General features: G+C 34.2%; 20 protein-coding genes. 8 read left to right on the top strand and 12 right to left on the bottom strand.

From position 1 onward, the window contains the following. Positions 1-2: 2 nt before the first annotated feature. Together J2W95_RS11630 and J2W95_RS11625 are read left to right on the top strand one after the other, a co-directional pair. Positions 3-2,438: an ABC transporter permease gene (locus J2W95_RS11630; RefSeq protein WP_310007142.1), complete on the top strand. Its 2,436-nt coding sequence runs from the start codon at positions 3-5 to the stop codon at positions 2,436-2,438. Next, complete coding sequence (locus J2W95_RS11625) at positions 2,431-3,735, top strand: TolC family protein (protein ID WP_310007140.1); 1,305 nt, start codon at positions 2,431-2,433, stop codon at positions 3,733-3,735. Before J2W95_RS11630 ends, J2W95_RS11625 begins: the two co-directional genes overlap by 8 nt. A gap of 224 nt (positions 3,736-3,959) precedes the next feature. Here J2W95_RS11625 and J2W95_RS11620 read toward each other — a convergent pair whose 3' ends face one another. The 4 genes from J2W95_RS11620 to J2W95_RS11605 all read right to left on the bottom strand — a co-directional run bounded on the left by J2W95_RS11620 (position 3,960) and on the right by J2W95_RS11605 (position 9,898). Next, positions 3,960-4,742, bottom strand: a complete 783-nt coding sequence (locus J2W95_RS11620) for a GLPGLI family protein (RefSeq protein ID WP_310007138.1) — start codon at positions 4,740-4,742, stop codon at positions 3,960-3,962. A gap of 4 nt (positions 4,743-4,746) precedes the next feature. Further along, positions 4,747-7,545, bottom strand: a complete 2,799-nt coding sequence (locus J2W95_RS11615) for an outer membrane beta-barrel protein (protein WP_310007136.1) — start codon at positions 7,543-7,545, stop codon at positions 4,747-4,749. A gap of 751 nt (positions 7,546-8,296) precedes the next feature. After that, positions 8,297-9,547 (bottom strand): type II toxin-antitoxin system HipA family toxin, encoded by a 1,251-nt coding sequence (locus J2W95_RS11610; RefSeq protein WP_310007134.1) that lies wholly within the window; start codon positions 9,545-9,547, stop codon positions 8,297-8,299. A gap of 60 nt (positions 9,548-9,607) precedes the next feature. Continuing rightward, positions 9,608-9,898 carry a helix-turn-helix domain-containing protein gene (locus tag J2W95_RS11605; protein ID WP_310007132.1) on the bottom strand — a complete coding sequence of 97 codons (291 nt, stop codon included), beginning with the start codon at positions 9,896-9,898 and terminating at the stop codon, positions 9,608-9,610. 325 nt (positions 9,899-10,223) lie between these two features. On the opposite strand from J2W95_RS11605, the gene J2W95_RS11600 reads away from it, so the two are divergent. Continuing rightward, positions 10,224-12,482, top strand: coding sequence for an acyl-CoA dehydrogenase family protein (locus J2W95_RS11600; RefSeq protein WP_310007130.1), 2,259 nt, complete (start codon positions 10,224-10,226; stop codon positions 12,480-12,482). A gap of 323 nt (positions 12,483-12,805) precedes the next feature. Here the strand turns inward: J2W95_RS11600 and J2W95_RS11595 are convergent, their stop codons facing one another. From J2W95_RS11595 to J2W95_RS11580, 4 genes are all read right to left on the bottom strand, one after another. Beyond that, positions 12,806-13,927: a PcfJ domain-containing protein gene (locus J2W95_RS11595; protein ID WP_310007128.1), complete on the bottom strand. Its 1,122-nt coding sequence runs from the start codon at positions 13,925-13,927 to the stop codon at positions 12,806-12,808. A 182-nt stretch (positions 13,928-14,109) separates the two neighbouring features. After that, positions 14,110-14,487 carry a Cas9 inhibitor AcrIIA9 family protein gene (locus J2W95_RS11590; RefSeq protein ID WP_310007127.1) on the bottom strand — a complete coding sequence of 126 codons (378 nt, stop codon included), beginning with the start codon at positions 14,485-14,487 and terminating at the stop codon, positions 14,110-14,112. A gap of 30 nt (positions 14,488-14,517) precedes the next feature. Continuing rightward, complete coding sequence (locus J2W95_RS11585; protein ID WP_310007125.1) at positions 14,518-14,877, bottom strand: DUF7222 domain-containing protein; 360 nt, start codon at positions 14,875-14,877, stop codon at positions 14,518-14,520. 45 nt (positions 14,878-14,922) lie between these two features. Then, the gene (locus J2W95_RS11580; protein ID WP_310007123.1) at positions 14,923-15,312 is read right to left on the bottom strand and encodes a single-stranded DNA-binding protein; all 390 of its coding nucleotides are present in this window, start codon (positions 15,310-15,312) and stop codon (positions 14,923-14,925) included. A gap of 59 nt (positions 15,313-15,371) precedes the next feature. On the opposite strand from J2W95_RS11580, the gene J2W95_RS11575 reads away from it, so the two are divergent. Together J2W95_RS11575 and J2W95_RS11570 are read left to right on the top strand one after the other, a co-directional pair. Next, complete coding sequence (locus tag J2W95_RS11575; RefSeq protein ID WP_310007122.1) at positions 15,372-15,590, top strand: hypothetical protein; 219 nt, start codon at positions 15,372-15,374, stop codon at positions 15,588-15,590. A gap of 36 nt (positions 15,591-15,626) precedes the next feature. Continuing rightward, positions 15,627-16,091, top strand: coding sequence for a helix-turn-helix transcriptional regulator (locus tag J2W95_RS11570; protein WP_310007120.1), 465 nt, complete (start codon positions 15,627-15,629; stop codon positions 16,089-16,091). Between the two features lie 455 nt (positions 16,092-16,546). Here J2W95_RS11570 and J2W95_RS11565 read toward each other — a convergent pair whose 3' ends face one another. Together J2W95_RS11565 and J2W95_RS11560 are read right to left on the bottom strand one after the other, a co-directional pair. Further along, complete coding sequence (locus J2W95_RS11565) at positions 16,547-17,002, bottom strand: response regulator (RefSeq protein ID WP_310007118.1); 456 nt, start codon at positions 17,000-17,002, stop codon at positions 16,547-16,549. A gap of 53 nt (positions 17,003-17,055) precedes the next feature. Beyond that, on the bottom strand, positions 17,056-21,039 hold the full coding sequence (locus tag J2W95_RS11560) for a PAS domain S-box protein (RefSeq protein WP_310007116.1): 3,984 nt from the start codon (positions 21,037-21,039) through the stop codon (positions 17,056-17,058). A 438-nt stretch (positions 21,040-21,477) separates the two neighbouring features. Here J2W95_RS11560 and J2W95_RS11555 point away from each other — a divergent pair, with 438 nt between their 5' ends. From J2W95_RS11555 to J2W95_RS11545, 3 genes are read left to right on the top strand one after another with little or no spacing between them, the layout of a single operon-like run. Next, the gene (locus tag J2W95_RS11555) at positions 21,478-21,942 is read left to right on the top strand and encodes a helix-turn-helix transcriptional regulator (protein ID WP_310007114.1); all 465 of its coding nucleotides are present in this window, start codon (positions 21,478-21,480) and stop codon (positions 21,940-21,942) included. Between the two features lie 10 nt (positions 21,943-21,952). Further along, positions 21,953-22,105 (top strand): hypothetical protein, encoded by a 153-nt coding sequence (locus J2W95_RS11550; RefSeq protein WP_310007112.1) that lies wholly within the window; start codon positions 21,953-21,955, stop codon positions 22,103-22,105. A 39-nt stretch (positions 22,106-22,144) separates the two neighbouring features. Then, a complete protein-coding gene (locus J2W95_RS11545; protein ID WP_310007110.1) occupies positions 22,145-22,321 on the top strand; it encodes a hypothetical protein in 177 nt (58 codons plus the stop codon). 114 nt (positions 22,322-22,435) lie between these two features. Here J2W95_RS11545 and J2W95_RS11540 read toward each other — a convergent pair whose 3' ends face one another. Both J2W95_RS11540 and J2W95_RS11535 read right to left on the bottom strand, forming a co-directional pair. Then, positions 22,436-22,894, bottom strand: coding sequence for a DUF1810 domain-containing protein (locus J2W95_RS11540; RefSeq protein ID WP_310007108.1), 459 nt, complete (start codon positions 22,892-22,894; stop codon positions 22,436-22,438). Between the two features lie 75 nt (positions 22,895-22,969). Beyond that, positions 22,970-26,023, bottom strand: coding sequence for a DNA polymerase III subunit alpha (locus J2W95_RS11535; protein ID WP_310007107.1), 3,054 nt, complete (start codon positions 26,021-26,023; stop codon positions 22,970-22,972). Positions 26,024-26,034 lie beyond the last annotated feature (11 nt).

The following is a 26,034-nucleotide window of genomic DNA, read 5'->3' as shown; positions in this document are numbered from 1 at the left end:
CCATGATAAAAAATTGGACAAATATATTTCTTTACCATATCAAGAATAATAAGCTTTTTACGGCTTTGAATATTTTGGGTTTAAGCATTGGAATCGCAGGATTGATTTTCGCGATTCTTTATTGGAATGACGAACACAATTACAACGATTGGAATCCTGAAAAAGAAAATGTTTATCAGGTGTTGAGCATAGTTGGCAAGGACATGATTTGGCCTAATAACGTTGCTAGTTATGAGCCCTATTTTAAAAAAGAAATTAAGGAACTCGATTCATACTGTTATTTTGAAAATTGGTATTCAAATAGAATCATTAAGCACAAAGACAAAAAAGGAATTTTTACAATAACCAATACCCAAAAGACTTTTTTTGATTTTTTTCCTTTTCAGTTTATAAGAGGAAACAGTAAGACTGCTTTAAATGATGAAAATAGCATTGCGCTTTCCGAAGACGCTGCAGTCAAGCTTTTTGGCACAGAGAATCCAATAGGAAAGGAAGTTTTATATTTGGATAAAAAGCTGATAGTTCGAGGTGTTTATACTATTCCAGGCAAATCATCCCTTGCTCCTCAAGCTTTAACATGTTTATTAGATACAAGATTAAAAGAAGACTACGACCAGTGGGGAAATTTTAATTATGGTTTAATGCTTAAAATTAAAAATCCAAATAATAAAGCTGTTGTTATACGAAAAATGGAACAGTTGCTTTATGTGAATAGAGTGCTAAAATGGGCCAAAGAAGAAGGTCTTACTCCCGAAGAATGGAAAAAGAAAAATGGTTCAGAAAACACAAAAATAATATTAGAACCTTTAAAAGACGCAAGATTGCATTCCGTAGTTGACGGATATGCAGAGGGCAGAGGAAATTATCAGTTTTTGATGATTATGATGGGGTTATCTGTTTTAATATTAATCCTCTCTGTTTTTAATTATGTCAATTTAGCGACTGCCAATGCGATAAAAAGGGCTAAAGAAGTAGGTGTCAGAAAAATTTCAGGTGCATCAAAAGGCAATATTGTACTGCAGTTTCTTTTTGAAATTGTATTGATTACTTTCTTTTCCTTACTCTTATCCTTGGTAATTGTTGAATTATCATTGCCATATTACAATGAATTTTTAGATAAAAAATTAGTAATCTACGGCAGTCAGTTTTATTATGAATTAATAATTATTTTTATTCTGACAGTGATTATTGCTGGAATATTTCCAGCCATTTATGTTTCTAATTTTGAAGCTTTGAAAGTATTAAAAGGCAACTTTGGGCGAAGTAAAGGAGGTGTTTGGCTGCGCAACGGAATGCTGATTTTTCAATTTGCTATTGCTTCCTTTTTTATCATTGGATCATATATTGTATACGAGCAAGTACATTTTTTAAGCACTAGAGAATTAGGATTTAAAGGAGAACAAGTACTTCAAATAAAATACAGAAAACCCGATTTTGACTTTAGGGAAAAAAAAATATCAGAAAAATTATTTACCAGGTACGAAACTCTCAAACAGGAAATTGCCAAGATTAATGGTGTTACACAAGTAGCCACAGGTGCTTTCACGTTTGGTAACAGTGATAATTCATCTTCAAGTTTTACTTATCATGATATCAATATTCAAGGTCAAAATATGGCTGTTGATTTTGGAATGCTCGAAATGTTAAAGATAAAAATGGCTCAAGGACGTTATTTAGACAGCCGCATTTCATCAGATACTATTGATGCAGTAATGGTTAATGAAACAGCTTTGAAATTGATGAAAGAAAAAAATCCAATTGGAAAAACTGTCACTTGGAACAGCAACAAACTGAAGATTATTGGGATTGTGAAAGATTTCAATTTATGGGGACCAAAAGCTGAAATTCCTCCAATGGTATTTTTCCACCTCAAAACAATAGATTGGATGAACATGAATGTCAATAACATATTTGTGAAAGTCAATCCAAATGAAATAGAAAATACCATTCCTGCCCTCGAAAAATTCTGGGCTAAAAACATAGATTCTGATTATCCGTTCACTTATGACTTTGTTGATAAAGCTTATGCGTGGACATACAAGGAATTTGTAAATCAAAAAAATCTGTTTTCATTGCTAAATATTGTGGTTATTCTCATTGCCTTGTTCGGATTATTCGCCTTGGCTTCCTATTCGATAGAAAGAAGAATGAAAGAAATCGCCATTAGAAAAACACTTGGTGCAGAAACCAATGTTTTGCTAAAAGAACTATCAAAACAATACATAGTTTTTTGTGTAATTGGATTTTTGATTGCTGTATTCCCGGTGTATTATTTACTCAACAAATGGCTGGAAAATTTTGTTTTTAGAATAGATATAACGGCATTGCCATTCATTCTTGGTTTCATAATACTATTAGTTTTAACACTGATAATTGTTCTGTCAAGAGCTTATCAGGCAACGAAAACTGATGTTTTGAAATATTTAAAATATGAATAATAAAAACTTTTTAACGGCAGCTTTTTTAATATTTTGTGCTTTAGTAAGCGGCCAGGAGAATCCCTGGTCACTTACAAAGTGTATGGAAATGGCTTTGCAGAATAATATCGAAATAAAAATCCGACAGCTCGAAATTATAAGAACGCAGAAGTTGCAAAATTCAGTTTTAAACCGGATGTTGCCTGTTGCCAATTTATATGGGGAGCAAGGCTATAATTTTGGATCAAGTATTGACCCTTCGACTAACGGTAGGGTAAGCTCTAATTTTCAAAATGATAATTTCTATCTCAATGCCAAAACGAATCTGATTGATTTTAATGCTTTTGCAAATGCAAAAAAAGATAAGATCAATATTGAATTAGCCAAAGCAGAAAAAGAAGTTATAGAAAATGAATATAAACTGCAGATTTTGGAAAGTTATTATCAGGCACTTTATACTCAGGAATTACTGAAAATCCAAAAAGAACAGCTCAAGCAGGCTTCTTTCAACTTAGAAAGAGTAACCAAAGAAGTAACCATTGGGAGTAAGCCTAAAAGTGATTTGTATGATATGCAGCTAAGCTTTTCGGAAGAAGAAAACCGAAATTTAGAAACGGAGCAGTTATATGGAATTAAAAAGACACAGTTGTTTCAATTGATGAATGTTATGGATGTAGCAACTGATGATATAGTTTTGGAACCTTATTTAAAAGAAATAACTGCCGATATTGCTGAAAATGCGTCCTACAATCCTAAAATAAAATTTGCAGAACTTAATTATCAAAGCAGTTTGAAATCGATAGGAGTGGAGAGAGCTAATAATTTGCCTGTATTGTCAGCTTATTATGGATTCTCTACTTTTTATTATAAAACGCTGAATCAGGAAAACTCAAACTCGGATAGCTTTCAAAATCAATTAGCCGACAATAAAAGCCAACAAGTAGGTATGCAGCTGAATGTTCCCGTCTTTAACGGTTTTAGGAATAACAAAAAAATTGATGCCTCCAAAATTGAAAGCGAAAAATCAAAACTTGTCATAGAACAGGAAAAACAGCAATTGGATAAGCAGGTTGCTCTGGAAGAGCAAAATAAAAAGAATTATCTGCAGATTCAGAATAAATGGATTGTGAAGCTGCAGTATGCCAAAGCTTCTTTAACCACTACCCAAGCCAAATTTGCCAGTGGAAAAATAGAAGCCATTGTATATTCATCCGTGAAAAACCAATTTCTTTCTGCAGAATATGAAGTTTTGAAAAATAGCCTTCAATTGCAATATATTGACTTGAAAATAAGTTTGTTGAGAAATAATGTTTTGTAGTTATGACTTATGTAAAGTTATCCTTGTTTTTCCAATTTTCTGTTTTAAAAAAAGAAAGATCGTGTGTTCTGTTTCCATATTTTGGTATGAGCTCTACTTTATATTTATTCTGATAAATGCAATTCTGTGACTTCTATACTATTGCTGGCTCCATTGATATATTTTGGAAATCTCAGGAACCATTTATATTAGTCTTTGTGTAAGAAATAAGTTTTAATAGCTAGTTATAAAGAGTAGGCTTGTAATGTTTTTTTTGCCCATTTTCCCCAGTCTTTCAAAGCATCCAAAAGTATTTTGTTTAGTCCTTTATTGTCAGTAGGTTTACCTTTAATTGGTGGGGCTAGATCTTTGTCAGAAACTGGAATTTCTGTAACTTTTGTAGCAAACCATGTCATATTTTCGTGTGGCATAGCCAATCCTAAAATTGTTCCAGGTAATCCTGTAAAAGATTCAGGGCCGCCAGCAAATGGAATTTGAATAGTGTAATAGGCAACAACATAAACAGAATCGAGAACTATAGCATTTGCTCTGCGGCATTCATAACCTGCAATTTCTCTTGTTTCATCGGTAATTTTCCAATCAATTTTGCGTAAACTGTCTTTAACTAAGTATAAATCATCATAAGCATTTTTTTGTGTAATACTGGTTCTTGTATCAAGATCTGTGGCGATAACATTTTTTAAATTAGCCATTGCATCGTCACCAATCCAACTGTTGCCTGCTGATTGATTTGTTTCATCCCATTTGTATAAACTCTTGTTTTTTGAAAAACTGAGAATGCTTTTTGTAGTTTTAAATTGTGGATTGGTTTTTTTATAACTTTCAAAAGCAGCTTGATAATAACTATCAGTTTCTCCTTTTATTTTTTTTGTAATCAAAGCATACATATTCGATTTTTTCTCAAATTCGATTACGCCATTTTGTACAAAGTGGTCATTTTGTGCAAAAGTATTGCAGTTTGTCAATACAATTATTAAAATTAAGATGCGATTTATTATTGTTTTCATGGTTTTAGTTTTGTTTAATTTCTCCTCCGCCCATTTTGCTAAAATCCCAGCTTACAGAGAACATAAAGTATCTTTGGATAGTGGTATAAGTACTTTGGTTGATATTTCCATTGAATGCAGAACGATTAAATCCTACATTTTGGTTCAAAAGATCTCTTCCCGTTATAGAAACTCTTAAATTATCGGTTTTTAAGAATTTTTTGGTGATAGATGCATTCCAAATAAAACGTTCAAAAGTTTCCTGAATCACTTGCGTTTTTCCATTATATTGATAATTACCATCTGTGCTAATTTCTAGTTTGAAAGGTAATTCTATATTGGTCCAGAAATTTCCATTAAAACCCCAACCATTACTATCACTATTTTCGTTAATGCTTGCATCAGCAACGTTGTAAATAGGTCCGAAGCTGGTATTAAAATTGTATTTTTTTTCTTTATACTTTGATAAGTTTAAATTAAAGGAATAACTTGAATTTTTAGTTTGATTCAATTTTGTATTAATGTAATTATAGTCTACATTTTTGTTGGCGCTGAAACCAATTCCTGCTGTCATGTCTATGGCTTTGATTGTTTTGCCAAAATTACTATTCAAAAAATAACTTGTTGTAGCTTTGTTTTCTAGGTTTACAAATTGTGATATACTTTCTCCTCTATCATTTGTAAACACATTACTTATTATTGGATTTAGCGTAAAATTATACGATCCATTAACCGAAAAATATTGATTGCTAAGTACTTTATACGAATAATAATTTCCTCTAAAATTATTTCTAAAAGAAGGATCTAAATTTGGATTACCCAAAATCGTATTTAATTGGTTTTGATTATTTCGTATCGGTTGTATTTGTTCTAATGTTGGCTGATCGGTGTTTCCGTTATACGATAGACGCAGTACTTCTCTTTGTTTAAAATTATATTGATAGTTTATCTGAGGCATGTAGTTGATAAATTTTTGCTTAAAAGAACTATCTGTATAAACATCATATTGTTTGAAGTTTACACCACTAAATTTAGAACCAAAAGAAAAAACAGTTTTATTTTTTTTGTAATTAAAAATCGCTCCAAGTTGGTTTATCGTTTGGTCTAATTCATAATTATTACTAAAGATGGAATCCAAAACATTATAATCGCCATTTGAAGACTGATTAAAAGATTTACGATCAGCTTTTCCGCTACTAGCGTTGAATCCATAATTAAGAATTGCAGATAGACTTTTGGATAGGGGTTCGGTATAGATTAAATTTGATTTAAAAGCTGTATTGCTAATATTGTTGACTTTATTTTGATCGACTACTTTGGTGCTATCTGGACTAATTACGGATGTTGTAAAAAATTCAGCTCTAGAATTTAAATAACCATCACTTTTGCTATCTGTACTTGATTGGCTTAAATTAAGAGATAATGTTCGGCCCGTTTTTTTAAGTTTTTTGGTTAATAAAGTATTTATATTAAATGTTTTATCATCAACATCGTTTGTAGTGGTCTGGTTCAAATTATTCAATTGGTTACCTTGTTCGTCAGTACCTTTTCGCATTTCTGCTTCATTTGACTTACTGTTTTTAAATAATCCATCTACATTTAATTTTAAAGTTAAAGTAGTATCAATTTTAATTTCATAAGCTAGATCAAGTTTATTTTTAGTCATGTTTTTTTCAAAACTCTTGTCTGAAGTATTATAAATGCTGCTAGAACTTAAATTTTGCTGGTTAATATCATTGCGATTTCCTGAAAGTTTGATATCGCCAATTTTATAATTTGCATTGATAGATTCTTTATCGTTGTTCCATTTATTGTCAAAATGTATTCCGCCAGTTTGAGCTACTGGAATTCCTTCACCATTAAATTGTCCATCCCAACTTTCAAATTCATCATTTCCATTGTTTGAAAAATTAATACCGCCGTCATCAGTTACTTGATAACTGCTTTGGCCATATTTATCTTTATCTCCCCATCCTAATCCTACTTGTCCGGTATTACCTAAAATGCCATAAGCTGCTAATTTTTTCTTATCCCAAAACTTATTAAACATGGCTTGGCCTTTGTAAAAATTATCAGTTCCTCCTCCGAGTTCTACTTTACCGAAATGACCATTTTTTTTGTCTTCTTTAAGTTTAACATTTAGAGTTTTGGTTTTCTGACCATCATCAATTCCTGTAAAAGCGGCTTGATCACTTTTTTTGTCGTACAATTGTACTTTATCAACCATGTCAGCACGTAGATTTTTTGTAACTAAAGTGGGATCATCACCAAAAAATTCTTCACCATCAACCAAAACTTTGGTTACAGTTTCGCCTTGAGCGGTAATTTTTCCATCTTTATCAATTTGTATTCCTGGGAATTGTTTTATCAGATCTTCCACTTTTGCATTAGGTTCTATTTTAAATGCTTTTGGATCAAATTCTAACGTATCACCTTTGATTTTCATGGCGGCTCTATTACCTTTAATAATTATTTCGGATAGTAATCTTCCTTTATCAGCCAAATTAATTGTACCATAATCTTGGATTAACTTTGTGGAATCAACAGAAAATTGATCTACAAAATCAGCATATTTGGGATAAGAAACCAGCAAAATAAATTTACCGGCTTTAATATTATTCAATTCAAAATAACCATTTTCTTTGGCTCGGGTAAATTTTACTAAAATGGAATCTTGTGCTCTTAACAAAGAGACTGATGCATTCGTTAAAGTAGAATTGTTTATAGTATCTGTTATATATCCTTTAACTGTGCCTGATGTTTGTGCCTGTAGAATATTTGATAAAAAAAGAAAGCAACATAATAATAGAATTGTTTGTCTCATTAATTGGTTGTGGTTTTTTGAAAAGAGGCATAATAGTTCTATTCTATTTTTTTGAAAAATAGAAATAAAATGCACTTGTTGTGTAATTTGTTTTTTAAGTAAGCAAGATTGTAGATTCTAAAATAGAAATTGAAATAGCACCTTTTGATACAGGTTGGCTGAAGTATAGTGACTTGATTTTATGAAATTCATGATTTTTTTGCGAGGTTTTGGTTGTTGGCGGTGTAAATTTTAACGATTTTAATTAGTGATTGTTTCTATAATAGTTAAATGTGAATATGGTTCAAAAATAAATAAAAATACTACAATATTAAAAAAAACTTTGCTTTTATTGTTATGATTAATTATTTACATTTAGAATCATGTTAATTTGTGCTAGTCAATTAAAACCGGAAAGAGGTGGTCAGTTTGACCTTTTTTTTAATTTATGTGGAGTATGGATGTCGTCAAAAGCTTTTTTTGATATTGCCAAACCTTTAGCCTCGGCTTTTGTTTTTTTCATTTTTATAATTGGATAAAAATTTAATATCAACCCAATAATCAAGTAAAGTATAATAAAACTCAATGCAATTCTTGAAGAAAGAGGACTTCTTGTTTATTAACTTATTTTTTGTTCAAATCATATGTAATTTTTTGGACTGCGTCAGGTATTTTTATTAGACCAAGGACTTCACGAATCCAATGCTTATCTATTATTATGTTTTAGACTTCTTTGATGTTTTCTTTAATCATAATTATTCATGTTAAATATCTAAATATGAAATGCTTTTATCATCAATTCCTGCTCATTTCTTGAAATTCCTATTTCTTTGGCTGTAGCTTTCCAGTTGCTTGTTACCTTCAGCACTTCCTGTATGATAGTTTCCATTTGTTGTTTGTTTAAACGGAAATATTCACCAACGCTTTTTGCCAATTCAAAATCAAGATCATTATTTTCGGTATCAATGTTTAAAGCTAAACCGTCTTTATCAATAGATGGATTAAGGTCATATGCAGGTGAAAGTATCCAACCTTCTTTTGTTAGTATGAAACCGTGGTTTCTTAAATGATCGTCCGTATTAGAAATGGCAATATTGAAGATTATTCTGCGCCATAATTGGTGTAAATTAGCTTCAATGTTTGCTCCATAGTTGCTAATGAATTCAGCTATATCTAAATAACTTGCTGGATTATCCCGGATAGTATCTTCATTATTTCTGGTCATTGTCATAGCGGATGCAAAGTGTATTCTTTCACCTTTTTCCCGATCGAAGCGTTTTGTGAAAAATGTGTGGTGTTTTCCCATTATTTTTTCTACACGACAAGGAGCCATTTCTACTCCAGCTTTTATTGCCAATTGATAAGCTAAGAATTCCCAAGCTGCTTTATCTGTTGTGTCAGTTTTAGATGGGAATTTGGCAATCCAAAGACTTTTGTCAGCATCTAAGACATTGGCTTTTGGTCTTGCTCCGCCTAAGGAGGAACCTGGAGCCATTAAAACGGATAGCCATCTTTTTACTTCATCGTTATCATCGTCATTTTCAAAATTAGTCGCTGCGTTTTGCAATTCACCAATGGATGACCATGGTGGGGTAGAAGCTGTTTTATTGTTGTCTAAAAAGTCTCCATTAGGATCGGTTTTGAAACGTAATGCTCCCATACGGCTTTCATCGAATACTCCTAAAAGAAAATCAATGTCGCGCAGCGTTTTAGGTTTTTCATTATTTTCTCTTGCCAACTGTGCTTCTCTACGTTTCATTAGTGTTCGCCCCCAAGTGTCGGGCATACTATCTAGGAATATGCCAAAGTTTTCTTTTTGGTTTGGATATTGTGGACCACCGTATAATTGAATATCAGGGTCGAGGATAAATTTTTGTTCTGATTTAAGCCACTCATTATTGTATTCAAAGCTGAATGCTTTTTTACCTTTAGCTTGTTGTGCCGATAGGATACCAATGATTTTTGGTTCGGACATTTCTTTCCAATGGGCGTAAACGTAGATGTCGGTTTTGTTGGTAGACATTATGAATGGTTCTATTTTTGGTTGGTTAGAGTTTAGTTGACTGTTCTCGGTATGACACTATTATTTTAGTAGTTCAAGATCTTGCAGTTTTCTTCCTAGTTCGTCATCTGCAGCTAGTTTTAGAAAATCATCTTGAAGCCCTAATACTCTTAGTACATTAAAATAAGCACCAATAGCAACGCTAGGATTACCTTTTTCTATTTGATATAAAGTAGTCCTCACAATATCTGCTCTTTCTGCTACTTGAACAGCAGTTAGCTTTCTTCTTTTCCTAGCTAGCTTTATGTTTTCTCCCATCTGTTCTAATGTCATTTGGTGCTTAGGAAAAATGGTTTGTTTTTTTCTGCTCATCTTATTAAATGTTCATTATTATGAACAAAAATAGTGTTTATGTTCATAATAACAAACATTTTTGTGTTTTTTAATCTTTGAAAGTTAGGGCTGTTCGATCTTTTATAACTATTTGTTTTAATTACTATTTTTAAGAATTATTGGTTTATTATCTTCTGAATCTTCTCTTTCTATTTGCATTTTACTTCATATTGCGCAGCAAAGCACAATTGAAATGCACGCTAAAGTTGCTGTATCAAGAGATAATTCCATTGTAATATTCCATAACTTTAGTCGTTAAATTTCAGTAACTTAACGGAGGTTAAATTTTTATTTAGAGTGAACTATGGAAAATCCAAAACTTAAGGCCTTCATTCCTTTTTTTTATCTCGTATGGTCAGATGACATTTTAACTCAAAAAGAATTTTTTACTTTACAAGAGTTCATCAATTTTCAGAATTGGATTTCCCAAAAAGAAAAAGAATTACTTTTTTCAAAAATAAATATTTTGGATCCGCCGTCGCGAGAAGAACTTACGGATTGGAAATATGAAATCGAGAAAGTAATTCAGTTAAAACCTTCAATCAGATCCATTCTTGGTATTTCCATTGTGCTTTCAAAAAATGACAAAATCATAAAGGATCAGAAACCAGCTTTTATAAAACTTGAAAATGATCTCGGAATTTTAGGAGAAGAAGCTATTGGGAATTTTAGGGAAACTACAAATATTTTTACTTCAAATTATCAGTCTGTAAATCGGTTCAGTACAAAAAAACTAACACAAATTCTGGATGGAAAACAGGCTGCAATTATCAAGAAAGTAAAATCAGTTATCAGCCGACCGGAATTTGCATATGAAACTTCAACTGATACTGATGTCTATAGAGAAAAAGTATATGATTGGTGTAAAATCCTTGCCAAAGAAAATTTTGGAAATAGGGCTTTCCCAAAGAAATATGGTGGAAGAGAAAACATAGCTGATTATTTTGCGATCATGGAAACTCTGAGTTATCACGATTTGAGTTTAGTTATCAAATTTGGCGTACAATTTGGACTTTGGGGAATGAGCATACAATCTCTTGGTACGGAAAAACATTTTAGTAAATACTTAAAGGATATTGGTACACTGAAATTGCCAGGTTGCTTTGCAATGACGGAAACTCATCATGGATCGAATGTCAAAGGACTTGAAACAACGGCAACCTATAATCACAATGACCAAACATTTACCATTCACACGCCGAATGAAAATGCACAGAAAGAATACATTGGGAACGCAGCAAAGCATGGTCAAATGGCTACAGTATTTGCAAAATTAATAATTGAGGGTAATGATTATGGTATTAATGCTTTTATCGTTCCGTTGCGCGATACAAACGGTAAAATACTGAAAGGTATTACTATTGGTGATTGTGGGCTGAAAATGGGGCTTAATGGCGTTGATAATGGGACAATCCGTTTTGGAAACGTTGTTATTCCAAAAGATAATATGCTTGATCGGTTCGCCTGGATAAATGAAAAAGGGAAATTTGAAAGTCCAATTCCAAGTGACAACAGACGGTTCTTTACCATGCTTGGCACATTGGTAGGCGGAAGGATTGGAATTCCGAGATCTGCATTGGCTGCAGCTAAATCAGGATTAACAATAGCAATTATATATAGTGACCAGCGCAGGCAATTTGGACCTGAAGGAGGATCTGAAGTTCCAATCTTGAATTATCGTATGCACCAACGCAGATTAATTCCATTGCTTGCAAAAACATATGCGATACATTTTGCGCTGCAATATGTAACCAATCGTTTCATAGACAGAAAGGAGTCTGAAATGCAGGAAATCGAAGCCCTTGCTGCCGGAATGAAAGCCTATGTAACTTGGAGTACAAGGGATATTCTGCAGGAATGTCGAGAAGCCTGTGGCGGAAAAGGATATTTATCAGAAAATCGTATTGATACTTTAAAAAATGATACTGAAATTTACACCACTTTTGAAGGAGACAATACCGTATTGATGCAATTGGTAACCAAAAGCCGCCTATCTGAGTTCCGGAAATCTTTTGGTGAAATGAGTACTATGGGGATTATTAATTACGTTTATGAGAATGCGAAGACTCTAATTTCTGAAAAAAATCCGATTGTAACCCGAAAAACGGATGATGACCATTTACTTGATAATGAGTTTCATTTGAATGCTTTTGAGTATAGGGAAAAAGCAACATTGGCTTCATTGGCAAAACGGATAAAAAAACTGATTGATAGCGGACTTGAGCCTTATGATGCATACAATGTGGTACAGCATCAAATGGCTGATGTTTCCCAAGCTTATCTGGAACGAATAATCCTTGAACAGTTTCTAACTGCCATAAAATCTATCAAGGATAAGAAGTGTAAGGAAGTAGTATCGAAGTTGAGTCAATTATATGCACTCTCGCAGATTGAAAGAAATAAAGGCTGGTATCTTGAAGATGGCTATATGGAAGCTGTAAAAACAAAGGCCATTCGTAAAATGGTAAATCAGCTTTGCTGGGAAATAAGGCCGGATGCAGTTTCTTTAGTAAAAGGGTTTGATATTCCTGAAAGTTGCCTTGCTGCACCAATTGCTTTGTAATTAGTTAGTTTATTAAATTCGTTAATAGCTTTTTAGTTCAAAGCTGCAACTGAAGGGGGGTACAGCCACCTCTTTGTTGTTCTGATATCTAATGTGTACATTGCCTTGGTTTTTGTATTTTTTTTATTCCAAACGCTAAAGATCTTGTGTTTCTGTGTCCATTTTAGGTATGAACTCCAAGCTCTTTACAGAGGATAAAGTGTTCTTAAATATTATATATTAAATAAAAACAGCAATAATAAATCTTTTGAGAAGCAAGCAATCATTATAGTTTCTGGATCATGCTATACGGAAAAACCGAAGAAACTTCGGTTTTTCCGCTTTTAGGTTTTTATAACTTTCTCCTTCTTCATTCGGGAGCTAATTTGGTAGAGATTTTTTTTCATAAGATTCAGAATGACCTTATGATGTTTTGAATTATTATTTTTCATTCCACGGCATTGGGTTACTTCCATTTTAGAAAGAGAGACCTCTATGGTTTCAATAGGTTGATTATTTATACGGGCAGAGAACAGCAGGGCATCATTCTTTTTGAAATATTCATTAGTGAATACGCAGTGTTTTAAATTGTCTCCCTCCTGCATAAATTCCGTTACATTTTCAAGTACTGTAATAGTGATGTCTGCTTCTGAGAAAGAAAGCCCGAAAAACTGTTTTTTTTCCTGCGCGTATAGAATCTGTGCCTGCTCCATTTCGGAGCGCATTTTTATAAGATATTCTTTTCTCTGCAACTCTTGTTTTCTCTGCACCAATTTATCATGGGCTGCGTTTAAATCACTCGGACATACAAAAAGTGGAGAACTGAGGTCTTTTTTGAACCATCGTAGTAGGTCGATATAATCCTCCCAAATACCAAAATCGCAAACGGCATAGTTGCTTTTCAAGCCCGTTTTTACCGCCTGCCAATTGCGTTGGATATGTTGATTCGGAGACTGTAGATAATAGCGGAGTAGGGAAGTCTGCCCAGATTTTAGCAGCGTTTCAGCGCAGGAATCTTTTAAAAGTGCTGTAAGCAAAACTTGAGGTGCTATATCATAAAATGCTTTTTTAAAACCGTTTCGTCTTAGGATAGGTAGTACTTTAATCTGTGGATACACTTTATATGGATTGATACGGTATTTTTGCGAATTCTTAAAATCCTTTGGGCGAATTTCAAGCGAAGCATAATATTGCCATGAATCATAAGCATGCGAAAACGCATTGGTACTGAGTGACATTGTTCGTACTTCTCCTTTTGGGTTTATCCAATGCTGCATTACTTCTTTATGGCAATAGGTAGGGAGACAGTTTTTTTTCATCTGTTTGTGTGAGCATATTATGCGTACTACTTGAAATTCAGATACCGTAGTCACTACTGCGTAATATTCTATTTCTTTAAAATGCACTTGATTGCATCCATGCATTTTTAGTTTTCCATTACAGGCAGTACATTTTATAAATTTCACTGATTGTTTTTCAGATTCAGGTTTCCAAGAATGCGCACAGTCAAGACAATGAAATTTTCCTCTTGAGAGAACGCCCCATTTAAGAAAAATTTTCTGCTCTGCCCATCTCTGTATCTTTGATGTGATAGGCTCAAGGGATTGGCTTAGGGCAGTGATTTGCTTCTCTGCGATAGTATTTGCTTTCATAAGTCAAAGAGTGTTAGGGTGGTCTGTGCGGGTTTTATTGTTTGTTTTACTGCAGTTTCGTGCACGATGCTTTGAGTGGTCGCTACAGGAGTGAATAAATCAGCCTTTTCAGACTGTTTTATCACTGCTTTGAAGTTCATTGGTGCGGGTGAGGAAATAGAATCATCAGTATAATATTTGACCGCCAAGGCATAGATTTCTGAATCTGCAAAGGCACATAGGCCGGTTTTTTTTACTTCGTTGAAAATATAATTTAGACAGTTGTCTATGTTCTTGGAAACCTTGCTAAGGCTTGAAGCAAAGGCAGTGTCGCTTAGCGCAGTTTCTTGCAGATAATTTTCTAAAATGGATTTAAAAGGGTCAGAAGCTTTCATAATAGGAAGTGTTTGATTTAAAAAAAATAATTATTCGAAAGTGTTTCTATAGATGTCATAACAGTATTCTTCAAAGCAAAGCCAACATAAAAAAGTATAGTGAGGCAGTTTGTAACGGTTTGCAATAGGCTCTCCCAATGACTCTTCCAAATCATTTTTAAAGGCTTCTAAATCTTCGAGGTGTTTAATGTAAAATGCTTTGCAGTCATTATGATATATAAATTCGCTTATCATACCGCTGATGCAACCACTATGTTGCAAATCTTCGAAGAACGATTTTAACTGCTCTTTTTTAGTACCGTTGTAGCTTTCTGTGTGGCTTAAAATTATTTCGTTAAACTCGGCGCTTACTTCATATTCTCGGTAGGCTGATTTTTTAAAGGCTTTCATACTATTGTTGTTTGGCGTTGATGTTTTAAAAATTGATACATAAGATTAAAAAGGCAGGTCGTCGGGATTCTCTGAGGACTGTTGCTGTTTGAAGTTTACAGGAATGGAAACGGAGGGTTCTTTTTTGGCAAAGACCAAAATTTTAAGGCTATTGATGTGAAAAGTCAAACTGCCCAAAGCCTTACCGTCATTAGAGCTGTACACACTCAGTCCAATACGCCCGAAGAGTTGAACTAACGCTCCTTTTTTAAGCCAGTCAGCAGATTTAGCATTTAGCCAATAGGAACAGTCCACATAGGTTACAATGGCTTTAAATTCTGTGCTCCCTTTTGGTTTGTAACTGTCATTGATGGCAATGGAGAAATTAACCACTTGTTTTTCATTTCCGATTTTATGCACTGTGGCATCTTTTGTAATACGTCCTGTGATTTCCATGATTCAAAATTTTAATGATTACTTTTTTTAAAATTTCTTTCTCCTTGTTTTTTGCAAAAATGTTTTCAAAAGAAAAAACGGTAAAAAAGAAAGCAAGAACCAAGTGGCCGCTTTGGAGGATACGGAGTGCTATAAGTCCCGAAGGGTGGGGAAGCGAAGCGGAGCCATTATGCGCATGCAGTATACTTCGGGCACTATCTTGGCTGCCTTTTTATGCCGTTTCGAATGAAAATGTTATCCTAATTATTTCTTCATTTCACCTATTATCAAACATTTAACATTACTGTGTAAACAAAATTGTTTACTTTTACATCATGAAAACAACACTTGACACTATTAAGGGAATTCATCCGGGTTATGTTCTGGAGCGTGAGCTTAAGAAACGTAAGTTAGGCAAAGGGCAATTTGCGATTTCAATGGGAGAATTTCCGCAGACCTTAACGGCTATTACCAAAGGCAGGCGAAGAATGAATATAGCATTGGCAATGAAGATTGAAAAGCTGCTCTCCATTGAGGAAGGATATTTCATGGTTCTGCAGGTATATTATGATATAGAGCAACAGAAGAAGAAAGAAAATAAAGATATAGAAAACGAGCATCCAGATCTGGGAAAGCTTCGTTCCGTTCTTTTTTGGGATACTGATATCAAAAAGATAGACTGGCAGAAACAAAAAAAGGCGGTAATTAAGAGAGTTTTTGAGCGCGGGAATGAAACTGAAAAAAAGGAGATTATCCGTTTTTATGGGCATGAGACCGTTAATGCCATTATAAGATTATAAATCAATAATTATGGCGATACATTTTAATACGGGTGTAACGCTTTTGAAAGCTATTTTAGAGGATTTAATGCAGGAGCAAGGAGGAAGAACCATCAATGCACTAGGCATATATCATTGGTGTCACGCAATGATATATTCTTGCCATCGGAGCTCCCACCCGGATTGCGATAAGTGATAAATTGATGGTGAGCATCGGTAGTAGTGTTGTTGTTCCAGCGGGTTACTACTTTTTTTGGTAAGGTTGGTATGTGTTTTTGTCAGAGGATCATACATCCTTCAATTGCTTTCCCGCTAGTAGCGTATTTTATTGCTCTGCGTGGACAAATATCCATTTAGGTCAAAAATAAGACTTGTATTTGCAGGGAGGTTTATCCTGAGTTGATACAAACGCATTAGTGAAGGTTTTCTAAAAATAACTTTATAGTGTCTTTAGATCTTAGTAGTAATTTGATAAATTAAACTTTTTCAGAGAACACTTGTTTAACTAATTTTGGAAAATAGGTCTCAATAATTTCAATAAGAGCCTCTTTACTTATAGGCTTTTGTTTAAAATCTGCGATTTCTGCTATGGATTCTGCTTTGGCTTTGTCCGCAGGGTTAAATGAACTACTGAGCATCACAACAACGATATCGTCTTTGTTTTCCAAATCCAAACTTTTATAGGCTTGTATAAATTCCCAGCCATCCATAACAGGCATATTGATATCCAATAAAATCAATTGAGGTAGCGGGAATTCATTAACTGCGGATTCAAATTTACCTTGTTTGCTAAGATAGTCAATGGCTTCTTTACCATTTAATGTTACTTGGATATGTTCAGTAATGTTGATTTTTTGTATGATTCTTTTGTTAATGAAATTGGTGGCAAAATCATCATCGACCAATAAGATACAGTCTAATTTTTTTTCCATTTTTTCCATTGTTTGATAGTTGTTTTTGTATTTAAGTTATTTCTTGTGTGGTATTAATGTAGTTCAATAGGGAATGTCCATTTGAATATACTTCCTTGATTAGGTTCCGATTCGACCCAAATCTTTCCTTTATATTGTTCTATGATTTTTTTGCAATGTGATAATCCTATTCCAGTTCCTTGATAGTCATTGCGATTTTTCAATCGTTTAAAAATCACAAATACCTTATTAATATCTTTCTCTTCAATTCCTATTCCATTGTCTGCGATTGAAAACAGCCAGTTATTTTCTTGTTTTACAGCCGCTATTTTTATTTTTGGTTGTTGATCTTTTTTTCGAAATTTATTGGCATTACTAATCATATTTTGGAACAGTTGCCTTATTTCGGTAGTATTACCTTCGATGATAGGCAGGCTTTCATATTCGATAATGGCATTGCTTTCTTTTAGGCTGGAGTTCATATCCGAAAGGACATTGGCAACAATTTCATTACAGTTAATACTGCTGGTTTTTCTTTCCTTCCCAATTCTAGAGTAATCTAATAGTCCTTTTACCAATAATTGCATACGGGATGTTGAGCTATTAATGAATTGTAAATACTGTTTTTGGTCCTCATCTAAATTTTCGACAAGTTCCTGTTGAAGCATATCTATGCATTGAATTACGGTGATCAATGGCTCCTGTAAATCGTGTGATGCAATATAGGCAAACTGTTCCAATTCAATATTTTGAAATTCTAGTTGTCTGTTTTTTATCAAAATTTCTTTTTGAGTCCCAATACGGTCATTAACATTTCTCATGGATTTTTCTATGAAAATTGGATTTCCATTTTCATCATATACTAAACGGGCATTTACTGAAAAAAACACTATGTTTTCTTCTCCATCTATAAATCGAATGTCAGAATCCCTAACTTGCCCTTCATTTTTTAATTTATTCAATAAAGACTTTCTGTCTTGTTTGTCATAATAAAAATCAAAAACTGAATTTTCTAAAGCGTATGAGCAAGGTCTAAGAAAATGTTTTTCAAATGAAGGACTGACATCAAGAACCGTTCCGTCCATAGTTGTTCTAAAATAAACGTCTTCAAAATTTTCAAAAATAGATCGGAATTTTGCCTCGCTAATCTTTAGTTTTTCTTCTGCCTGAATACGAGCTGTAATATCTCGGAAAGATCCAACCACAAATTCGGGATTATTGTTTTCATCCAATAAAATTTTGGAGTTTATGGAAACATTATATGTTTTGGAATTGATCAAAAATTTAGCATCATAATTTTTTATTTCCCCATTTTGCATAAGCTCATTTAGAACTATTTGCTGGTCTTCCGGATTATGATAAAATTCTTGAATTGATTTCCCTATTATTTCTTCTTGTTTTAAATCAAAATAAGTGCAAGACGGGCTAATGTCTATTATTTTATAATCCTTGGCCGATGCCCTAAAAAATGTGTCTCGCACACTTTCGAAAATGGTTCTGTATTTTTTCTCGCTTTCCTTGATTTTTTCGGTTACTTCGAGCAGCTTTTTTCGATTGAGGATTCGTTCGTTTACGTTACGCATGGTTCCTTCAAAGTAGGCAGGTTCACCATCGGAATTGTAAATTACTTTTGCATTGACAGAGAAATAGATAATTTCACCATTAGGCATTAAAAAACGCTCTTCATAATCATTGACTTCCTGTTTTTCTAAGACAGTTTTATAAAAGCTTTCACCCTCTGCGCGGTCAGCATAAAAGTCGTAAGCGTTTTGGCCAATCACAGACTCCCTGCTCATCTTGAAATGTTTCTCTACCGAGGGACTTACGTCTAATAGGGTACCTTCTATGTTTTTTTTGAAATAGACATCATCAAAAGATTCATAAATAGAACGGAATTTCTCTTCGCTTATTTTTAGCTTTTCTTCGGCCAATTTTCTTTCCATCGATCTGGAAAGAATATCGGATAATGCTTCCAACAATTTAATTTCTTCGTCTAAAAAAAGATTTTCTTTTTTTAGTTCTTCCGTAGTAGAATAACCAATTTTGATATAGCCACAATTCTCCCCATTTACGGTAATCGTTTCTTTAAGGAAATAATCGCTTTGTTGATAATTGGCAGAAAAATATTCATCTCCAAACATTTGGATATGACAATTGGCAATTTCAGGAAATTGTAATGCTTTTGGGATAGCTTGAACACAAGCCTCCATTTTTTCCAATTTAGAAAGTACTTTGTTGCTAATGATTTTTGAAATATCAAATAAGCAACCGAGTTCTTTAATCCGTTCATTAAGAGAATAGTTATTCTTCTCTAACTGTATTTCTTTTAATTTTAATTCGGTAATGTCGGTGATAATGGTGGTAATCCCAATAATTTTACCCTTGTTGTCTTTGATTGGGGAGTTAGAAATGTTCAGATATTCTTCTTCTGAATGTTTTTCTTCGAAAGAGTACGTTTTACCTTTTAACACTTCCAGAAATCTTGTGGTGATTTCTTCTTTGTGGACAGCGTTTGAAAATAATTCAGGATGATTGTCACCCATTTTTATTTCGGCTCCTTGTACGTTTTTCATATAACGCGTATGTGTCGAATTGAAATTTATATAATTTAGACTAGTATCCAATGAGAAAATGCTGATTCCGTTCGGGCTTTCAATGGTTGCCTGAAGAATGCTGTTATTAAGGCCCAGCTTCTCTTGGCTTGCTTTTATCTTATTTTCGGCTTCTATTCGTTCGGTTATGTCAATACCTACGACTGTTATTCCTTTTATTTTTTTTTGGTCATCATAAATAGGGCTTACTTTTATTTGCCAATACTGTGTCTGATTTGGAAATTGGTCTTCAAAAATCACATCTTTTCCGTAAAAAGCCAATTTGCAAAAATTAATGTAGCGTTCTTGGTTAGCTTTGTCTTTTATACATTCGAGTATTGATTTTCCGATTTTTAACTCAACGGAATATGCTTTTTTCATTACCTCTTTTTTGAGGGAATTGCAGCTTAGTATTCTGTAATTTTTATCCAAGGAATAGATAAAGATGCCTTTTGGGCTTTCGATTGTGGTTTCTAAAATGTTATTCTTTAGATTGAGTGTTTGCTGACTTATTTTTAAATTAGTCTCTTTATTTTCTTTCTCTTTTAAAATAGCTTTTAAAAACAGGACAGAGACCATATTTACAAACAAGAACAATTGCAACATGAATAAATCACTATTCCAACCACTAAAAACAAATCCGCCCAGCAGATGGCCTGTACAATATGTGGCTATGATTGTGATAATTAAGGTCACTAGTGTAATGACTTTCATCCCAAATCGGCAGGCTGCCCATATCAATAAAAAGAAAAGAATGGATTCGTTGTTGGCACGTGTTTCAAAAATAAATATTGTTGCGAATAGCGTAAAAAGAATCAGGATAAAGGCTTCCGCTTTTTTTGCTGCTGTCCATGTGATAAAATCTTTCGTTTTATATAATAAAGAGAGTACGAATGGGGTAAACACAATAATGCCTAAAGTATTTCCCCTGAGAATGTTGCTCCAAATTAAAATACAATTATCCAATGAGAAAAAGGATGTCATTGCAAGTGGAATAAAACCAATGCTAACACTTGTAAAAGTTCCCAGTAAACCAGCTAAAGTAAAAAATATGACATTTTTTGCACTATCAAAAGGGTATTTGGTTTTGCACCACAATTGTGTCAAATAAGAAACAAGAAACGTATTTAGGTAGGCTATAATTGGTCTTATGATACATAAGGACAAAGGTTTAATAAGTTCATCAAATGTTGAGGCATTTTGAAAATCGTTTTTATATAAACTAGCGGAAAACATAAGACAGCCTATTACCACTCCAAAAATTGCTTTTCGTCCTAAAAGTAGGGATGCGGCTATTGCAAAACCAATAGCTGGGAAAAAAGGAAGTATATTAATATCGGTAACAAATATATATAGGGATAATTTGGCAATTAGAAAATATAGTATTGCTGTACTGACAACAATTTTAGTTGTTGAATTTAGAAATGTTGGAATACTGTAATGCCCGGTATTTGTATTTTTACCCATTTTATCTATTTTGTAGATTCTTTTTATAAAATCTGTTTGTTTTATTCTTTAATTATAATAAAAAAATAAAACATTTTATAGGTTAAAGATTATTATTTTTAATAAAAAATGTATTTTATCGATATAATTTACTTTTAAACGTTGCAAATTTAATACTAAATTTTAAGGAATTAATAAATTTGCCCCTTTTAAGTTCAAAATCAGGTGTTTTTAATTAATAAGTAGTCTTTTTATGAGGCATTGAATCGTAATGAATAAAATAAGATGCTGAAATTGTAAGATGTTTATTTTGAGTCAGTTGTATTGTGGTCTGCATTTTTTTGCAAATGATCTTAAGGTAAACAGTTGGTGTACTTGTTTTTTGGTTTTTGAAAGAATGAAATAAAACAAACATAAATGAAAGTTTTAAAATAAGATTGAATACAATTTTTTTTTGTTATGAAAAAAACACTTGACACTATTAAGGGAATTCATCCGGGTTATGTTCTGGAGCGTGAGCTTAGGAAATGTAAGCTTGGCAAAGGACAATTTGCGATTTCAATGGGAGAATTTCCGCAGACCTTAACGGCTATTACCAAAGGCAGGCGAAGAATGAATATAGCATTGGCAATGAAGATTGAAAAGCTGCTCTCTATGGAGGAGGGATATTTCATGGTTCTGCAGGTATATTATGATATAGAGCAACAGAAGAAGAAAGAAAATAAAGATATAGAAAACGAACATCCTGATCTAGGACAGCTTCGTTCCGTTCTTTTTTGGGATACAGACATCAAAAAGATAGATTGGCACAAACAAAAAAAGGCGGTAATTAAGAGAGTTTTTGAGCGCGGGAATGAAACTGAAAAAAAGGAGGTTATCCGTTTTTATGGACATAAGACCGTTAATGCCATTATAAGATTATAAATCAATAATTATGGCGATACATTTTAATACGGGTGTAACGCTTTTGAAAGCTATTTTAGAGGATTTGATGCTGGCGGAAGATCTACGGCTAGCAAGTAAAAAAGAGATTACTGCTATGAAACTCGATGTGGTGCAAAGAACAGGAAGGAAAAAAGACTTTTAGGATATTGATCAGTTAAAAGATGATTTTACCATCAATGAAATGTTTGCCCTGCATGAAAAAAGGTATCCTTATACCCATGAAAGAGAGTTGCTGATAGAGAAATTCACAGATTTCACTCAAGCTGATGATGATTTTGAACCGCTGTGTCTCAGGGGGAGACACTGGGAACTCATTAAACTTGATATGATTGATTTTATAGGAACATTGGAGGACTGATGCTTTTTCTTTTCTAGGTTATGTATTTTTTTCTTAATCCCATCTCGATTCCATAATGAACTCTTGACCTAATTCAGCTGTTAAATATTCTATTGAGATATAATGGTTAGATTATTACATTTTTTGTTCAATAGGTCTATTTAATTTTGAATTAATAATGGATAAAGTAAGGGGATCAAACTGTCCGGCAAAATAAGCATCCAATACTTCTTGAAATACAAGATTTGTATTTTTTGCCGAAGCAAAAAGAGTCATGGAAGAGCGTAATTTAAGAGCATCTAAATCTCCAAATATTGCTTCCGCAGATTTATGTTTCAAACGAAGTAAGAGTGTTGTAATTTCTATAAAGTGTTTACCCAATATAGGATGCTGCAGAAATTCTTCGGCTTCTTTTAGATCGCTAATTGCATAATAATTGGCAGTATCGCTGTGACCCAATCCTTTTATTTGGGGAAAAATGAACCACATCCAATGAGTTTCTTTTTTTTCTTTTTCAATTTCAGAAAAAGCGGTGAGATACATTTTGTTTTGTGCCTCTAAAAAACGCATTAAAGTAGTAGTAGAGTTAGCCATTTTGATAGTATTTATTGAAAATAAAGTTATTAATAAAATTACAAAAAAAATCAGGGTATAGTTTATAAAATTACATCAAGAATGCATTTTATGCCTAGGGATATTAATCTCATGTCCCTGTGGATAAGGAGCACGATGGGTACTGCTGACATCTTCCTTGATTTGGCTTTGTGTTTTGAACTGGTCTTTGGAATCCATATATCTAGGGTCGGCGATAAAAGGCATTTTGGCCATTTTGGTTATGGTAATGGTGGGAAAATGAAAATCCACTTCTACTGTGCCCAGGAGCAGATAACAGCCACCTCCTAGAAAAGGGTATTGACTTAGACTGTCGGGAAAGTGAGCCGTATCAAAATAGGAACCTTCATGGTCAATCCAAGTTCCAAAATACATGGTTCCTCTTTTGGTAGGCACCTGTTTTCTTGAAATGAGATAGGCCAGCATTCGTACCTGTTTTTTATGACAGGCGAGAAGATCCTTGGCCATTATGTCTCCGCGTGATTTAGTCTGCAAGAGATCAAAGGGGGTACAGGAAACGGGGAAACTTAGTAGTTCAATTTCGTCAAAAGCATCTTCAAACTGAGAACGCTCCAGAGTTGGGAGTTTGTATTCTTTGACTGGCTCCTGTATCAACAATAGGTTTCTGTTTTCGGGTTTAAAATTGTTTAAGAGTAAACTGGCGATGACCAACAACTGGTTTTTGGATTTACCAGTAAAGCGAAAAGCCCCAATAAAAATCAATATTTTAATGCCTTCAATGCCCATTGGGATACGGTTAATAAAATCTTCTAAAGACTGAAAGTCACCATTTTTGTTGCGATCCGATACTATGAAATATGCCATTTTGGATTCCAAACTTTGCAGGTGCATAAAACCCAAATAAACGTCGGTGCCATAGAGCGTGGTTTCGTATTCGCTTTTGTTTACACAAGGATTATTGATGGTGGCTCCGGCCATACGCGCTTCGTGCACATAGACTTCGGTTCTGTAAAAGCCACCCTGATTGTTGATTACGGCCACCATAAACTCAATAGGGTAATAAACCTTAAGATACAGGCTTTGATAGCTTTCCACGGCATAGGAAGCAGAATGCGCCTTACAGAACGAGTAACCCGCAAAGGATTCAATCTGTCTGTATATTTCCTCACTAAGAGCCAAGGGATGTCCTTTTTGAGCACAGCAGGCGAAGAAATTGTCCTTTACCTTTTGCAGCGCCTCTTTGGAGCGTCCTTTGCCACTCATTGCCCTACGCAGAATATCGCCATCAGCAGCGGGAAGACCACCGTAGTGAAGGGCAATTTTAATGACATCTTCCTGATAGACCATAATGCCATAGGTTTCCCCAAGCTGTTGTTTAAATACTTCATGAAAGTATTCGAATCTGTCGGGATGGTTGTGACGGAAAATATATTCTTTCATCATACCGGATTGTGCCACACCTGGACGAATAATGGATGAGGCAGCGACCAATGTTTTGTAATTATCGCATTTGAGACGTCTCAGTAATCCACGCATGGCTGGGCTCTCAATATAAAAGCATCCAATGGTTTTGCCCTGTGCCAAATAAACATTGGCTAAAGCTTCGTCTTTAGAGAGAGAAGTGTCACGGATATTCACTCGGATTCCCCTGTTTTTCTCAATGAGTTTCATGCTGTCATCAATATGTCCGATACCGCGCTGGCTCAGGATGTCAAATTTTTCGAAGCCGATATCTTCGGCAATGTGCATGTCAAAAAGAACAATTGGAAATCCCTTGGGAGGCATTTCCAATGGAGTATAATTGGTAATGGGCTCTTCGGAGATTATAATCCCACAGGAATGCATACTTCGTTGGTTTGGGTATCTTTCTAACAACATACCGTATTCCTGCACCAATTTCACAATACTGTTGCTGTCGTGTAATTTCATGGGGTTCTTGGCGAGTCTGTCGAGTTCTTCTTTAGGCAATCCAAAGACTTTGCCCACTTCGCGAAAAATAGATCGGTATTTGAATTCCACATTGGTGCCACAAAAAGCCACATGGTCCGCTCCATAGCGATTAAAAATATATTCTAAAATGACATCACGTTCTTTCCAGCTCCAATCAATATCAAAATCGGGAGGACTTTTGCGGTTGAGATTCAGAAAGCGTTCAAAATATAGATCAAGTTCTAGTGGGCAGATATCTGTAATCCCCAAACAGTAGGCAACGATGCTATTGGCACCACTACCGCGACCAATGTGCATAAATCCACGGCTGTTGCTGTATCGAATAATATCCCAAGTGATTAAAAAATAACCACTGAACTGCAGTTGGTCAATTACTTTAAGTTCTTTTTCAACTCTTGCCTTTGCCAGAATGTTCTCTTTGCCGTAGCGCCATAAAAGTCCTTGGTAGGCCAGGGTGGTTAATAGAGCCAAGTCTCTTTGCTGATTGGTGGTATAAAACTTTTTATTTCTGGGGGTATTGAATTCAAATTTAAAATTGCAGGCCTCCATTACTTTTTGAGTATTGGAAATAATTTCGGGATACTCTTCGTAGGCCTGTAAAAGGGACTCCAAGGGTAACATAACTTCAGAGGTTTTGCAATAATCAGACGAAGTCAGTTTGGATAGGATGCTGTTGGTATCTATAGCACGCAAAATCTTATGCAGGTTGAACTCTCTTTTTGTTCGAAAAGTAACGGGTTGGAAGATAACCATTTTCGAAATTTTGTTTTTCCATTCCAACAGAAATAGCTTGGGAAGTTCTTCAGGTCGAATTCCAATGTACTCATTTTCCATAAGTGTTGCAGGGGCCTGTTCCAAAGAATACACTATAGATACATCATTGAATTCAGGTGCGGTAATAGGCAAGGGCTCTCCACTGAAATTGTGTGCAGTAAGAAAACGGTTCATTTCGGCGAGTCCATTGGAATTTTTGGCCAGACCAATATACCGCAATTGGTGTCCACAACGAAACTCCATGCCTACAATGGGTTTAATGTCTACGGCATTACATCCTTTTATGAAATCATATATTCCAGTTACGGTATTGATATCGGTAAGAGCCATGGCCTTAACTCCACAGTTGACAGCCTGCCCAATGAGTTCTTCAAGGGGAATGGTGCCATACCGTAAGGAATGAAAAGAATGACAGTTGAGGTACATGGGCTGGATTT

The organism is Flavobacterium granuli, assembly GCF_031456055.1.
GTDB classification, from domain to species: Bacteria; Bacteroidota; Bacteroidia; order Flavobacteriales; family Flavobacteriaceae; genus Flavobacterium; species Flavobacterium granuli_A.
This window is presented reverse-complemented; position numbering and strand designations above follow the sequence as displayed.